At 63.3% G+C, this 14,633-nt stretch carries 14 protein-coding genes; 12 read left to right on the forward strand and 2 right to left on the reverse strand.

Annotated features, from left to right (window positions below):
• Positions 1–197 precede the first annotated feature (197 nt).
• Both AC1RWI_RS35815 and AC1RWI_RS35820 read right to left on the reverse strand, forming a co-directional pair.
• Entirely contained in the window at positions 198–1,178 is a 981-nt protein-coding gene (locus AC1RWI_RS35815) for an HpcH/HpaI aldolase/citrate lyase family protein (protein WP_043348044.1), read from the reverse strand.
• Between the two features lie 128 nt (positions 1,179–1,306).
• The gene (locus tag AC1RWI_RS35820; protein ID WP_043348041.1) at positions 1,307–2,290 is read right to left on the reverse strand and encodes a malate dehydrogenase; all 984 of its coding nucleotides are present in this window, start codon (positions 2,288–2,290) and stop codon (positions 1,307–1,309) included.
• A 340-nt stretch (positions 2,291–2,630) separates the two neighbouring features.
• Here AC1RWI_RS35820 and AC1RWI_RS35825 point away from each other — a divergent pair, with 340 nt between their 5' ends.
• The 12 genes from AC1RWI_RS35825 (at position 2,631) to AC1RWI_RS35880 (ending at position 14,363) form a co-directional block, all read left to right on the forward strand.
• The gene (locus tag AC1RWI_RS35825) at positions 2,631–3,452 is read left to right on the forward strand and encodes a GntR family transcriptional regulator (RefSeq protein WP_043348039.1); all 822 of its coding nucleotides are present in this window, start codon (positions 2,631–2,633) and stop codon (positions 3,450–3,452) included.
• Between the two features lie 259 nt (positions 3,453–3,711).
• Entirely contained in the window at positions 3,712–4,119 is a 408-nt protein-coding gene (gene sdhC, locus AC1RWI_RS35830) for a succinate dehydrogenase, cytochrome b556 subunit (protein WP_043348036.1), read from the forward strand.
• A 13-nt stretch (positions 4,120–4,132) separates the two neighbouring features.
• Positions 4,133–4,498: a succinate dehydrogenase, hydrophobic membrane anchor protein gene (sdhD, locus tag AC1RWI_RS35835; protein ID WP_043348033.1), complete on the forward strand. Its 366-nt coding sequence runs from the start codon at positions 4,133–4,135 to the stop codon at positions 4,496–4,498.
• Between the two features lie 3 nt (positions 4,499–4,501).
• Positions 4,502–6,280, forward strand: a complete 1,779-nt coding sequence (gene sdhA / locus AC1RWI_RS35840) for a succinate dehydrogenase flavoprotein subunit (RefSeq protein WP_043348030.1) — start codon at positions 4,502–4,504, stop codon at positions 6,278–6,280.
• A gap of 31 nt (positions 6,281–6,311) precedes the next feature.
• Positions 6,312–7,013, forward strand: coding sequence for a succinate dehydrogenase iron-sulfur subunit (locus tag AC1RWI_RS35845; RefSeq protein ID WP_043348027.1), 702 nt, complete (start codon positions 6,312–6,314; stop codon positions 7,011–7,013).
• Positions 7,014–7,094: 81 nt separating this feature from the next.
• Positions 7,095–7,382: an FAD assembly factor SdhE gene (locus AC1RWI_RS35850; protein WP_006161620.1), complete on the forward strand. Its 288-nt coding sequence runs from the start codon at positions 7,095–7,097 to the stop codon at positions 7,380–7,382.
• A gap of 40 nt (positions 7,383–7,422) precedes the next feature.
• On the forward strand, positions 7,423–8,724 hold the full coding sequence (gltA, locus tag AC1RWI_RS35855) for a citrate synthase (RefSeq protein WP_006161619.1): 1,302 nt from the start codon (positions 7,423–7,425) through the stop codon (positions 8,722–8,724).
• A 642-nt stretch (positions 8,725–9,366) separates the two neighbouring features.
• The gene (locus AC1RWI_RS35860) at positions 9,367–10,482 is read left to right on the forward strand and encodes a branched-chain amino acid ABC transporter substrate-binding protein (RefSeq protein ID WP_492870690.1); all 1,116 of its coding nucleotides are present in this window, start codon (positions 9,367–9,369) and stop codon (positions 10,480–10,482) included.
• A gap of 195 nt (positions 10,483–10,677) precedes the next feature.
• A complete protein-coding gene (livH, locus tag AC1RWI_RS35865; RefSeq protein ID WP_043348021.1) occupies positions 10,678–11,604 on the forward strand; it encodes a high-affinity branched-chain amino acid ABC transporter permease LivH in 927 nt (308 codons plus the stop codon).
• 7 nt (positions 11,605–11,611) lie between these two features.
• Positions 11,612–12,886, forward strand: coding sequence for a high-affinity branched-chain amino acid ABC transporter permease LivM (locus tag AC1RWI_RS35870; RefSeq protein ID WP_043348016.1), 1,275 nt, complete (start codon positions 11,612–11,614; stop codon positions 12,884–12,886).
• Positions 12,883–13,662 carry a high-affinity branched-chain amino acid ABC transporter ATP-binding protein LivG gene (gene livG, locus AC1RWI_RS35875; protein WP_043348014.1) on the forward strand — a complete coding sequence of 260 codons (780 nt, stop codon included), beginning with the start codon at positions 12,883–12,885 and terminating at the stop codon, positions 13,660–13,662. Before AC1RWI_RS35870 ends, livG begins: the two co-directional genes overlap by 4 nt.
• The gene (locus tag AC1RWI_RS35880) at positions 13,662–14,363 is read left to right on the forward strand and encodes an ABC transporter ATP-binding protein (protein WP_043348012.1); all 702 of its coding nucleotides are present in this window, start codon (positions 13,662–13,664) and stop codon (positions 14,361–14,363) included. Before livG ends, AC1RWI_RS35880 begins: the two co-directional genes overlap by 1 nt.
• Positions 14,364–14,633: the final 270 nt, after the last annotated feature.

Consider the following 14,633-nt stretch of genomic DNA (forward strand, 5'->3'; position numbering starts at 1 on the left):
TACGGCCGACCGTGCACAGCGCGGTGTTGCCGGCGGTCACGCCCGACAGGGCGACGGATTTCTTCGGCTTCGGGGCGTTCTGCGGGACTGGCTGCTGCTCTGACATCGTGTCTCCTGTCTGGTCTCTTACCCGAGCCAAGCGCGGGGTCGCTCCTGTGGCACACCGTGGTCATCGCCTGGCGTACACCAGGCAACGCTCATGCAAAGAAGCGTTCGAGCACCGTGCCGGGCAAATCAGCACCGGTGGCGTGCGCCCGCTGCAGCAGCGACCAGTAATACCGGTAGCTGGCGCGGTCGTGCAACTGGCCCTGGTGGCGGATCGGCGCCCAGTTGTTCTCGTAGGCGGCCAGCAGGATCTCGCTGGACGCGCCAATCTCCGTGCCGCTGGGGCGGAAGGCCGCCACGATCGGCTGGATCTGGCTCGGGTGAATGCTCCACTTGCGCAGGTAGCCGAATTCGGCCCGGGCGCGCAGGGCATCGTCTCCGGCGCGGAATGGCTGCTCGATATCCGTGCTGACGTTATGCGAGGGCACCTTGCCGTACCGATGGCAGGCGGCCGAGATCTCCAGCATGGCGCGCCGGATCAGCGGGTGCTCGAACTGCTGCGGCGAGCGCATGGCGTCGCCCGGGATGGCACCGTGGTGGGCGGAAACGAAATCCATCAGCCCGAAGCTGAGGCATTCCACCTGCACGAGGCGGGCGATGTCGAATACCTGGTCCAATGCGGCATGCGTCTCTATCAGCACATGAATGGGGATGTGCCGTGCGATACCCGCGGCGCGGGCCGCCTGGTTCATGTGGTCGGTGACGCGCGCGACCTCGACCACATCGGTCACCTTGGGCACCACCACATAGGCCAGCCGGGCGCCGGCGCTGCCCACCAGGATGTCGATGTCCTGGCGCCAGCAGGGGTGCGCCGGGTCATGGATGCGCACGCCCACGCGGTTGAAGTGGTTTTGCGGGCTGTTGATGAGGCGTGCGCACAACTCGGCGTGCTCGCGCTCCAGCCCGACGGCGGCGCCGTCTTCGCAGTCGAAGGTGATGTCGAAGACGGGCCCAAGCTCTTGCTGCAGGGCAAGCGATTTCAACATCAGCTTTTCGTTGCCGGCATAGTGGTCGCAGACCGGCAGTTGCGTCGGAATGGCTTCGCCCTGGAACAAGACCTCGGAAGGATGCACTTTATTCAATCGAATAGCGGTTGAGGGAGGCAGGGGCGGGGCGCCAGAATGCAAAAACCGGAGCCTGCGCCGATTCGTGAATCGATGCGAGGCTCCGGTCTGGTCATTGGCGCTGCCTGGATCCTGGATCAGCCGAGCAGGTGCTGCACGCCGGCACGCTCTTCTTCCAGTTCCTTGAGCGTGATATTGATCTTTTCCTGGCTGTAGGCGTCGACTTCGAGGCCCTTGATCATTTCGTACTTGCCGTTGGCGGTGGTCACCGGGAAGCCGAACATGGTGTCTTCGGGGATGCCGTACGAACCGTCCGACGGGATGCCCATGGTGACCCACTTGCCGTTCGAGCCCAGGACCCAGTCATGCACGTGGTCGATGGCAGCGTTGGCGGCCGAAGCTGCCGACGACAGGCCACGGGCCTCGATGATGGCGGCGCCGCGCTTGCCAACGGTCGGCAGGAACACGTCGTTGTTCCAGGCGTGGTCGTTGATCAGGTCCTTGACGCTCTGGCCGTCGACGGTCGCGTAGCGGTAGTCGGCATACATGGTCGGGCTGTGGTTGCCCCAGACGAACATCTTCTCGATCGACGCAACCGGCTTGCCGGTCTTGGCGGCGATTTGCGACAGGGCACGATTGTGATCCAGGCGCAGCATGGCGGTGAAGTTCTCCTTGGGCAGGCTCGGAGCCGACTTCATCGCGATGTAGGCGTTGGTGTTGGCCGGGTTGCCGACCACCAGCACCTTGATGTCGCGGGCGGCGACTTCGTCCAGCGCCTTGCCTTGCACCGTGAAGATCTGTGCGTTGGCTTCGAGCAGGTCCTTGCGCTCCATGCCCTTGCTACGCGGACGGGCACCGACCAGCAGCGCAACGTTGGCGTCCTTGAACGCGACCTTGGGGTCATCGGTGATCACCACGCCGGCCAGCAACGGGAATGCGCAATCTTCCAGTTCCATCACCACGCCCTTGACGGCGGCCTGGGCTTGCGGGAGGTCGAGCAATTGGAGGATGACCGGCTGGTCTTTGCCAAGCATGTCGCCATTGGCGATGCGGAACAGCAGGGAGTAGCCGATCTGGCCAGCGGCGCCGGTGACTGCGACGCGCATTGGGGCTTTAGCCATGAGTAATTCTCCAAACAAGAAGAGGGGGAAACTGGTCGGTGCCTGGCCGGGAGGTAGCCCGGATGTCACCGGTTGCGGGTTTGTCGCCACGGCGGCAAGCGGCAATCCGCCGGCGCGCTGCTAGCGATACCGACTGGAGGGAGCCACAACGGGTCATGGGGTGCGACAAAGCGTAAGTCTACTGCGAAGAGGGGTGCCGTATCCAGAGCGGGTGTCGGCGTGAAACCTGCGGGAGTGTAGGCCTGCCCATTTGTGTTGTCAATTCATATGTCTTATATAAGACATAAGACATTTGATGACGGGGTGGACGCGCTTCCTCGTTTTGTGGTGAAATTCGCCTATGTCATCCCTGCCCCCGTCCCTCGCCGGCACTGCCGTTGCTGCAGTGCAGGATAACGGTGCCGCTACGTCCGGCGCCGGGACGCAGCCGTCCGCGGCGGCGGCCTCGCCAACATTCAGCCCACTCTACCAGCAGATCAAGGCGCTCATCACGCAGAGCCTGCAGTCCGGCGAATGGAAGCCCGGCGACATGATCCCCAGTGAAATGGACCTGGCGGCCCGCTACAAGGTCAGCCAGGGCACGGTGCGCAAGGCCATCGACGAGCTCGCCGCCGAGAACCTGGTGGCGCGCCGCCAGGGCAAGGGCACCTTTGTCACGACACACCACGAAGATGGGGTGAAGTTCCGCTTCCTGCGCCTGGTGCCCGACGAGGGCGAGCCCCATTATGGGGCCAGCCAGGTGCTGGAATGCAAGCGCCTGCGCGCGCCGGCCGAAATCGCACGCCTTCTCGATATCCGCACCGGCGATGGTGTGGTGCAGATCCGCCGCGTGCTGTTTTTCTCCGGCGAGCCGACCGTGCTGGACGAAATCTGGCTGCTGGGCACCAACTTCAAGGGCCTGACGGCTGAGAAGCTGACCGAATGGAAGGGCCCGATGTATGCGCTGTTCGAGGCCGAGTTCGGCACGCGCATGATCCGGGCGACCGAAAAAATCCGCGCGGTGGCCGCCGACCAGGCCACCGCGTCACTGTTGTCCGTGGACGCTGGCACGCCGCTCTTGTCTGTCGAGCGTGTCTCTTTCACCTATGGCGACCGGCCCGTCGAAGTCCGCCGCGGCTTGTATGTAACCACCCGGCACTATTATCAGAACGATTTGAGCTGATACGCCGGAATGCAATCCATGTCGATTATTGCTGTTGCAGCCACGGCAGCCGCCGCTGTTGCGTAAAGCAGGGGTGATCACTCGCGGCATGGTTGCGTGCGATTGTCGGGCACGCCATGTTGGTGCGCGATAGCTGAAAATTATTGGTGCGCCGCGCAACAAAGGCGCTAAAATTATCGGGATTTGCTCCGGCTGCATCCATTTGCATCCAGGGCGCTCAGAAGTTTCGTTTTTTGTTTATCGCAAATGGGGTCTAGCAATGGCTGAAGCCAAACAAGCCAGGCCGGAGTTCCGGAACATCCATGTGACGCAGCTGGCGCGTTACAGGTTGCCCTGGGCCGGCAAGGTGTCCATCCTGCATCGCGCAAGCGGCGCTCTGATGTTCCTCCTCCTTCCTTTCATCCTGTATCTCTTCGAGCAGAGCGTCACTTCCGAACTGAGCTTCGCAAAGTTCTCGGCGCTTCTGTCCGGTGGCTTCGTCAAGCTGGTTCTGCTGGCTCTGATCTGGGGTTACCTGCACCACTTCTGCGCCGGCATCCGTTTCCTGCTGCTCGACGTGCACGTTGGCGTGACCAAGCCCGCTTCGGCGAAGTCCGCTGTTGCCGTGCTGGTCATCAGCCTGTTGCTCACCGCTGTGTTCGGCCTGAAGCTGTTCGGCCTGTTCTGAGGAGAGAGTCAACGTGGCAAATAATAATATCGGTCCCAAGCGTCTGGTCGTCGGTGCGCACTACGGTCTCAAAGACTGGCTCGCGCAGCGCGTCACCGCTGTCATCATGGTGGTCTTCACCATCGTGCTGGCAGTCGCCTTCCTGCTCTCGAACGGCGCTTCCTACGAAGCGTGGGCGGGTCTCTTCTCCAACCAGTGGATGAAGATCATCACGTTCCTCACCATCCTGTCGCTGCTGTATCACGCCTGGATTGGCGTGCGCGACATCTGGATGGACTATGTGAAGCCGATGGCCGTGCGCCTCGTGCTGCAAGTTCTTACGATTCTGTGGCTCGTCGGTTGTGCGGGCTACGCAGCTCAGATTCTCTGGAGGGTGTAATAAATGGTCGCAGTCAAGACAGGATTGCCGCGTCGTCGCTTCGACGTGGTCATCGTCGGGGCGGGCGGCGCTGGGATGCGCGCATCCCTCCAGCTCGCGGAAGCCGGCCTGAATGTAGCCGTGCTCTCCAAGGTTTTCCCGACGCGCTCGCACACCGTGGCGGCGCAGGGTGGCATTGGCGCTTCGCTCGGCAACATGAGCGAGGACAACTGGCACTATCACTTCTACGACACCATCAAGGGTTCCGATTGGCTGGGCGACCAGGACGCAATCGAATTCATGTGCCGTGAAGCTCCCAAGGTCGTCTACGAACTCGAGCACTTCGGCATGCCGTTCGACCGTAACGCCGACGGCACCATCTACCAGCGTCCGTTCGGCGGCCATACGTCGAACTACGGCGAGAAGCCGGTCCAGCGCGCTTGCGCGGCTGCCGACCGTACCGGCCACGCACTGCTGCACACGCTGTACCAGCGCAATGTGCGCGCCAAGACACACTTCTTCGTCGAGTGGATGGCGCTGGACCTGATCCGCGACGCCGACGGCGATGTGCTGGGCGTGACCGCGCTGGAAATGGAAACCGGCGAGGTCTACATCCTCGAGGCCAAGACCACGCTGTTCGCCACCGGTGGCGCCGGCCGTATCTATGCCGCGTCGACCAATGCCTTCATCAACACCGGTGACGGCCTGGGCATGGCAGCGCGCGCAGGCGTGCCGCTGGAAGACATGGAGTTCTGGCAGTTCCACCCGACTGGCGTGGCCGGCGCGGGCGTGCTGATCACCGAAGGCGTGCGCGGGGAAGGCGGCATCCTGCGTAACAAGGACGGCGAACGCTTCATGGAGCGCTATGCGCCGACGCTGAAGGATCTGGCGCCGCGCGACTTCGTCTCGCGCTCGATGGACCAGGAAATCAAGGAAGGCCGCGGTTGTGGCCCGAACGGCGACTATGTGCTGCTGGACCTGACGCACGTCGGGGCCGACACCATCATGAAGCGCCTGCCGTCGATCCGCGAGATCGGTGTCAAGTTCGCCAACGTCGACGCGATCAAGGAACCGATCCCGGTGGTGCCGACCATCCATTACCAGATGGGCGGTATCCCGACCAACATCAATGGCCAGGTGGTGGCGCCGAAGAACGGCAACCCCAACGAAGTCATCAATGGTTTCTACGCGATCGGCGAATGCTCCTGCGTGTCGGTGCACGGCGCCAACCGCCTGGGCACCAACTCGCTGCTGGACCTGGTGGTGTTCGGCCGCGCGGCCGGCAACCACATCGCGGCGACCTCGATCAAGCAGAAGGAGCACAAGCCGCTGCCGGCCGATGCTGCCGACCGCGCCATGTCGCGCCTGGCCAAGCTGCAATCGTCGTCGTCGGGTGAATACACCCAGGACGTGGCCAACGACATCCGCAAGAACATGCAGTCGCATGCGGGCGTGTTCCGTACGCAGAAGCTGATGGACGAAGGCGTCGAGCGCATCCTCGAAGTGGCCGAACGTGCTGACAACATCCATCTGAAGGACAAGTCCAAGGTCTTCAACACCGCGCTGGTGGAAGCCCTGGAAGTGGCCAACCTGGTGGAAGTGGCCAAGGCCACCATGATTTCGGCAGCTGCCCGCAAGGAATCCCGCGGTGCGCACGCGCACAGCGACTTCCCGAATCGCGACGACGAGAGCTGGCTCAAGCACACGCTGTTCTACAGCGAAGGCAACCGCCTCGACTACAAGCCGGTGAAGATGAACCCGCTGACGGTGGAAAGCGTTCCCCCCAAGGCCCGGACCTTCTAAGCACCGCGTAGGACCCACAGGACCCACAGAAATGAAGCGTATTTTCGAAGTCTACCGCTACGACCCGGACAAGGATGCGGCCCCCCGCATGCAAACGTACGAGGTCGAGCTCGACGGTCATGAGCGCATGCTGCTGGACGCGCTGGTCAAGCTGAAGAAGCTGGACGAAACCATCTCGTTCCGCCGCTCGTGCCGCGAAGGCGTGTGCGGTTCGGACGCGATGAACATCAACGGCAAGAACGGTCTGGCCTGCCTGACCAACATGCTTGAGCTGCCGGAACGCATCGTCTTGCGTCCGCTGCCCGGCCTGCCGGTGGTGCGCGACCTGATCGTCGACATGACGCAGTTCTTCAAGCAGTACAACTCGATCAAGCCGTACCTCATCAACGACGAGCCGCCGCCCGAGAAAGAGCGCCTGCAGTCGCCCGAGGAACGCGACGAGCTGGACGGCCTGTATGAGTGCATCTTGTGCGCAAGCTGCTCGACGTCGTGCCCGTCGTTCTGGTGGAACCCGGACAAGTTCGTCGGCCCGGCCGGCCTGCTGCAAGCCTATCGCTTTATCGCGGACAGCCGCGACCAGGCGACCAGCCAGCGCCTGGACGACCTGAACGACCCGTACCGCCTGTTCCGTTGCCACAGCATCATGAACTGCGTCGATGTTTGCCCGAAGGGGTTGAACCCGACCAAGGCCATCGGCAAGATCAAAGAGCTGATGGTTCGCCGCTCGGTCTGATCCTGCGCGGTTGTTGTAAGCGGCGCGTCAGTCCGGGCTATCAAACTGCATACCCGACCGGCGCGCCGGAAGTAGGTACCTATGACCGAAAGTGTTTCCCCCAGTTTCTCCCACCAGGCCGACCCGCACCGGCGTGCACGACTGCGCTGGCGCGCGCGGCGCGGCCTCCTGGAGAACGACATCATCGTCGAACGTTTTTTCAACCGTTACGAAGAAAGCCTCTCCGACCAGGACGTGGCCTCGCTCTCCGAACTCTTCGAGCTGAGCGACAACGAGTTGATGGACCTGCTTCTTGCGCGCAAGGAGTTGGACGGTGAGCTCGACACGCCCCCGATGCAGCACGTGATTGCCCTGCTGCGTTCGGTCTGAGTTTCGTCAACATTATTAGTCAGCATTAGAAGGAACCGACATGACGCCGTCCGATGTGAAAGCCACGCTATCGTTTTCCGATGGTTCCCCCAGCGTTGAGCTGCCGATTTATACGGGTACCGTTGGCCCCGACGTAATCGATATTCGCAAGCTGTACGGACAGACCGGCAAGTTCACCTATGACCCCGGTTTCATGTCGACGGCTTCGTGCAATTCGAAGATCACCTACATCGACGGGGACAAGGGCGAGCTGCTGTACCGCGGCTACCCGATCGAGCAGCTGGCCACCAAGTGCGACCACCTGGAAACCTGCTACCTGCTGCTCAAGGGCGAACTGCCCAATGCCAAGCAGAAGGAAGAATTCGTGGGCGCCGTGATGAACCACACCATGGTTCACGAGCAGATGCAGTTCTTCCTGCGCGGCTTCCGCCGCGATGCCCATCCGATGGCCGTCCTGACGGGCCTGGTGGGCGCCATGAGCGCGTTCTACCACGACGCCATGGACATCGATGATCCGCACCAGCGCGAAATCTCCGCGATCCGCCTGATCGCCAAGATGCCGACCCTGGTCGCCATGGCCTACAAGTACAACATCGGCCAGCCGTACATCTATCCGCAGAACGACCTGTCCTACTCGGGCAACTTCATGCAGATGATGTTCTCCACGCCGTGCGCTCCGTACAAGGTGAACCCGGTGCTCGAGCGCGCGCTCGACCGCATCTTCATCCTGCACGCGGACCACGAGCAGAACGCATCCACCTCCACGGTGCGCCTGGCTGGCTCCTCGGGTACCAACCCGTTCGCCGCCATCGCTGCCGGCGTGGCTTGCCTGTGGGGCCCGGCTCACGGTGGCGCCAACGAAGCCGCCCTCAAGATGCTTGAGGAAATCGGCAGCGTCGACAACATCACCGAGTTCATCAAGCAGGTCAAGGACAAGAACTCGGGCGTGCGCCTGATGGGCTTTGGCCACCGCGTGTACAAGAACTACGATCCGCGTGCCAAGCTGATGCGCGAAACCTGCTATGAAGTGCTGAACGAACTGGGCCTGCACAACGACCCGCTGTTCAAGCTCGCCATGGAACTGGAGAAGATCGCGCTGGAAGACGAGTACTTCGTCAGCCGCAAGCTGTACCCGAACGTCGACTTCTACTCGGGCATCGTGCAACGCGCACTCGGCATCCCGACGTCGCTGTTTACCTGCATCTTCGCCCTGGCACGCACCCCGGGCTGGATCTCGCAGTGGGAAGAAATGATCACCGATCCGGAATACAAGATCGGCCGTCCGCGCCAGCTGTTCAACGGCGCGGCAAGCCGCAACGTGCCGGATATGGGCACGCGTTAATGCCCCGGTAAGGTGGCGCCGGCAGTCACGGCGCCGCATGCATCATGAAACGCCCCGGCCTTGGCCGGGGCGTTTTGCTGTTGGTGCGCCCAGCATGGGCGCAGATCGGAGCCTTCAGCCAAGACGCGAAACGACTCGCCGGGGCGGCGCAGCAATACCGAACGCACCGGCCCTGCCAAGGCCTTGTCCTCCAGGTCTGGCAGCGCTTGTGCGGCGCAAAAGATTTATTGCGTGAAACGTGGCGATAACGCCAATTTCCGACGCTTTGTGCTGTGTTACTACCATTAAGATCCTCATTTGTTGTGCAAATGTGCCATCCGGCGCGGAATTTGACCCTATAATGCGGGCTGCTTTGCCGACAGCAGCCGGGCCACCCTTCCGGACTGCGTTGAGGCGAGCGGGGCAGGCGAATCACCTGCGCAATAGAGAACGCATCAACGTTGTCTTTCCGAACCAAGGTCTTCCATTGCATCGATTGCACAGGAGGGCTGACACATGCCGGGCCCCGCACACGCTTCTTATCTGCAGGCCCGTCTTCCGCGTCTCGGGCGTCTTTCCCAGGTTTTAGCTCGCGGGTGTTGTTCGATTGCGCAGGTCATGCCGTCTCAGCCCATGACCCAACCATAATCGAGGAGCTCCTGAATGACGCTGTCCCGTCTTACGTCCATCTCCCTGGCCACGGCCCTGTGCGCTTTGGGCGCCGCTGCCAACGCTGAAACCATCAAGATTGCCATTGCCGGCCCCATGAGCGGCTCGGTTGCCCAGTATGGCGACATGGTCAAGGCGGGTGCGCTGACCGCCATCGAGCAGATCAATGCCGCCGGCGGCGCGGGCGGCAACAAGTTCGAAGTGGTGATGATGGACGACGCCTGCGAACCGAAGCAGGCCGTGGCGGTAGCCAACAAGATCGTCAGCCAGAAGATCCATTACGTGATCGGCCACGTGTGCTCGGGCTCGACCATCCCGGCTTCGGACATCTACGAGAACGAAGGCATCGTCATGGTGACGCCGTCGGCCACCGCGCCGCAGCTGACCGAAAACAAGAAGCGCAAGTTCATCTTCCGCACCATCGGCCGTGACGACCAGCAAGGCCCGGCCGCTGCCCAGTACATCATCACCAAGATCAAGCCCAAGAAGGTCGCGATCCTGCACGACAAGCAGTCGTACGGCCAGGGCATTGCCTCGTCGGTGAAGAAGGACCTGGAAGCGGCCAAGATCCCCGTGGCTGTGTTCGAAGGCGTGAACGCCGGCGATTCGGACTACTCCGCCGTCATTACCAAGCTCAAGTCGCAAGGCGTGGACTTCGTCTACTTCGGCGGCTATCACCCGGAAATGGGCCTGCTGCTGCGCCAGGCGCGCGAGCAGGGCGTCAAGGCGACCTTCATGGGTCCTGAAGGCGTGGGCAACAAGGACGTGACGGCCATCGCCGGCGCGTCTTCGGAAGGCATGCTGGTCACGCTGCCGGCCGACTTCTCCGCCGATCCGTCCAACGCCGCGCTGGTCAAGGCCTTCGCCGACAAGAAGCGTGACGCCAACGGTCCGTTCCAGATGCCGGCCTACGCCGCGGTCCAGATCATTGGCGACGCCATCGCCGGCGCCAAGAGCACCGACCCGACCAAGGTTGCCGCGTACATGCACAAGAGCGCCTTCCAGACTCCGATCGGCAAGGTCGAGTACGACGCGCAGGGCGACCTGAAGTCGTTCAAGTTCGTTGTGTTTACCTGGCACAAGGACGCCACCAAGACCGCTGCCAACTAAGCCGCACATTGGCTTTGCGCGCCCCGCTCATGGCTTGAGCGGGGCGTTTTGGTATCGGGGTCCGGTTGCCCGGCCGGCGCGGTTTATCCGCCGCGCCCGGGGCCTGGGCATATCCGGCATTACGGAGCCGGCCCGGCGCTTGCGCACCTCCTGCAACGCCGGCTTCTCCAGCTTCAAAGTTATGGGGCTTCCCGCATGAACGAGTTCCTTCCACAGTTTACCCAGCAACTGGTCAATGGCCTGACGCTGGGTGCGATCTATGCGCTGATCGCCATTGGCTACACCATGGTCTACGGCATCATCGGCATGATCAATTTTGCCCACGGCGAGATCTACATGATCGGCGCCTACGTGGGCCTGGTGACGCTCACCGCCATCGGCGCGAGCGCGGGCTATCCGCTGCCGCTGGTGCTGGGCGCCGCCTTGCTGGTGTCCGTCCTGGTCACCGGTTTGTATGGTTTCGCCGTGGAGCGGGTAGCGTACCGCCCCTTGCGCGGCGGACCGCGGCTGGTGCCGCTGATCTCCGCCATCGGCATGTCGATTTTCCTGCAGAACTATGTGCAGATCGGGCAGGGCGCGCGCGACATGTCCGTGCCGGTGCTGATCTCCGGCGCCATCGAGTTCCAGATGGGCAGCGATTTCACCGTGACCGTACCGTACTCGCGCCTGCTGATCGTCGGCGTCACGCTGGTGCTGATGCTCGCGCTGACGCTGTTCATCGGCCACTCGCGCATGGGCCGCGCCTGCCGTGCCTGCGCCGAGGACATGCGCATGGCCAACCTGCTCGGCATCGACACCAACCGCGTGATCTCCTTCACCTTCGTGCTGGGCGCGATGCTGGCGGCGGTGGGCGGCGTGCTGATCGGCCTGACCATCGGCAAGCTCAACCCGTATATCGGCTTCGTGGCGGGCATCAAGGCCTTCACCGCGGCCGTGCTGGGCGGCATCGGCAGCATCCCGGGCGCCATGCTCGGTGGCGTGCTGCTGGGCCTGGCCGAGACCTTTGCTTCCGGCTATATGCCTGCCGAGTACAAGGACGTGGTGGCGTTCGGCCTGCTGGTGCTGATCCTGCTGTTCCGCCCGACCGGGCTGCTGGGCAAGCCTGACGTTGAAAAGGTGTGAGGACGCTATGACACAAGCTATTTCTACGCCAATCGGCATGACGCAGGGCGCGCCGGCAGGGCAGACCCTGAAGAACGCCATCGTCGCGGCCGTGATGACGGCCATCCTGACCATTCCCGTGCTGGGGCTGCAGTTGAAGCTCGACGGCTACAAGGTCGTGCTCGAGCCGCACTGGCAGCCGGTGTGGCTGGCAGTGGGCGCGGTCTTCCTGTTCCAGCTCTTCAAGCCGCTGTTCCAGCGCGCCACGGCCGGCATCAAGGTGCCGAGCCTGCCCGCGCTGGGCGCGACCCAGCAGCGCAAGGTGATCTGGCTGCTGCTGGCGGTTGGCCTGGTGTTCCCGTTCTTCAGTTCGCGCGGCGCGGTGGACGTGGCCACGCTGGCGCTGATCTACGTGATCCTGGGCCTCGGCCTGAACATCGTGGTGGGCTATGCCGGCCTGCTCGACCTGGGCTACGTCGGCTTCTACGCGGTCGGCGGCTACACCTACGCGCTGCTCAACCAGTACTTCGGCCTGACCTTCTGGGAGTGCCTGCCGATCGCTGCCGGCATGTCGGCGCTGTTTGGCTTCGTGCTGGGTTTTCCGGTGCTGAGGCTGCGCGGCGACTACCTGGCCATCGTCACGCTGGGCTTCGGCGAAATCATTCGCCTGCTGCTCAACAACCTGACCAGCCTCACCGGTGGACCGGATGGCGTGTCGGGCATCCCGAAGCCGACCGTGTTCGGCATCGAGATGGCGCGCAGCGCTAGCGTGGAAGGCGTCAAGACCTTTCATGAGTTGCTGGGCTGGGACTACAGCGGCGAGCACATGGTGATCTTCCTCTACCTGCTGGCGCTTCTGCTGGTGGGCTTCACGCTGTTCGTCACCAGCCGGCTGATCCGCATGCCGATGGGCCGCGCATGGGAAGCCTTGCGCGAGGACGAAATCGCCTGCCGCTCACTCGGCCTGAACCCGACCCGCATCAAGCTGTCGGCATTCACGCTGGGCGCGGCGTTTGCCGGCCTGGGCGGCGCCTTCTTCGCCGCGCGCCAGGGCCTGGTCAATCCCGAATCGTTCACCTTTATCGAGTCCGCGCTGATCCTGGCGGTGGTGGTGCTGGGCGGCATGGGTTCGCAGCTGGGCGTGATCCTGGCCGCCATCCTGCTGACGGCGTTGCCGGAAATGGCGCGCGGCTTCGCCGAATACCGCATGCTGATTTTCGGCCTGGTGATGGTGCTGATGATGATGTGGCGTCCGCAGGGCCTGCTGCCCGCGAGCCGCCCCCACGTGGAGTTGCCGCAATGAGCCAAGTTCAATCAGCGGAACTGCTGAAAGTCTCCGGTCTGCAGATGCGCTTCGGCGGCCTGCTGGCGGTCGACGGCATCGATTTCGATGTGCGCCGCGACGAGGTCTTCGCCATCATCGGCCCCAACGGCGCGGGCAAGACCACCGTGTTCAACTGCGTGGGCGGCTTCTACAAGCCCACCGCCGGCGAGGTCATGCTGGACGGGCATTCCATCGCCCGCCTGCCGAGCCACCAGGTGGCTCGCCGCGGGCTGGTGCGCACCTTCCAGAACATCCGCTTGTTCAAGCAGTTGACGGTGGTGGAGAACCTGCTGGTGGCGCAACACTTGCAGGTGCGCTCCGGCCTGTTGCGCGGGCTGTTCGCCACGCCGGCCTATCGCCGCGCCGAGCGCGAGGCGCTGGAGCGCGCCGCGCTGTGGCTCGAGCGCATGGGTCTGCGTGGCGTGGCCAACCGCGAAGCGGGCACGCTGTCGTATGGCCACCAGCGCCGGCTGGAAATCGCGCGCTGCATGATCACCAATCCGCGCCTGCTGATGCTCGACGAGCCGGCTGCCGGCCTCAACCCGCAGGAAAAGGTCGAGCTGTCGCAGCTGATTGACCAGTTGCGGCGCGAGCACAAGATCTCGGTGCTGCTGATCGAGCATGACATGAGCCTGGTGATGGGCGTGTCCGACCGCATCCTGGTGATGGAACACGGCCGCCCGATCCTGGTCGGCAAACCGGCCGAAGTGCGCAACGACCCGCGCGTGATCAAGGCTTACCTGGGAGAGGACTGATGCTGAAGCTGGAACAAGTCCATACCCATTACGGCGCGATCGAAGCGCTGTCTGGCGTATCGATTGAGGTGAACAAGGGCGAGATCGTCACGCTGATCGGCAGCAACGGCGCTGGCAAGACCACGCTGATGATGACCGTGTGCGGCTCGCCGCGCGCCTCGAGCGGGCGTGTGATGTTTGAAGGGCAGGACATCACGCGCCGTCCCACGCACGAGATCATGCGCCTCGGCATGGCGATCTCGCCGGAGGGGCGGCGCGTGTTTCCCAGCCTGACGGTGCTGGACAACCTGAAGATGGGCGCCTTCTTCGGCAAGCGCGACGAGATCGAGGCGGGCGTCGAGCACGTCTACAAGCTCTTCCCACGGCTCAAGCAGCGCTCCACGCAACGCGCCGGCACCATGTCCGGCGGCGAGCAGCAGATGCTGGCCATCGGCCGCGCGCTGATGAGCCGGCCCCGCCTGCTGTTGCTGGACGAGCCGACGCTCGGCCTGGCACCGCTGGTGATCGCGCAGATCTTCGACATCATCCGGACCATTCGTGACGAGGGCGTCACAGTGTTCCTGGTCGAGCAGAACGCCAACAAGGCGCTGGGCGTGGCGGATCGCGGCTATGTGCTGGAGACGGGGCGCGTGGTGCTGGCGGACACCGGCGCCAATCTGCTGGCCAACGACCGCATCAAGAGCGCTTACCTGGGCGGTTGAGTCCGGATTTTCTCCCGCTCACCCGCCTGGCGGGCGAGCGAGAGAAGACCCCCGCCATTCCCCCTTTTCGCCATCGGCGAAATCCCCCTTTCGCCAATCACATTACATTTGCGCCGCCGCGCAGGCCGGCCACGGCCCGGTCGCGCGCTATCGCTGTGGCATAATCGATTGCGAAGTCAAGCATCGCAGCAAGCCGCATTTCGTTGCCCGCATTCCTGCGAAAAATCCCCCAAACTACCGCGCGACGCCGCCAACCGTGCTGTACCAAAC

It is taken from the genome of Cupriavidus sp. MPR-AND1C, from assembly GCF_058809705.1.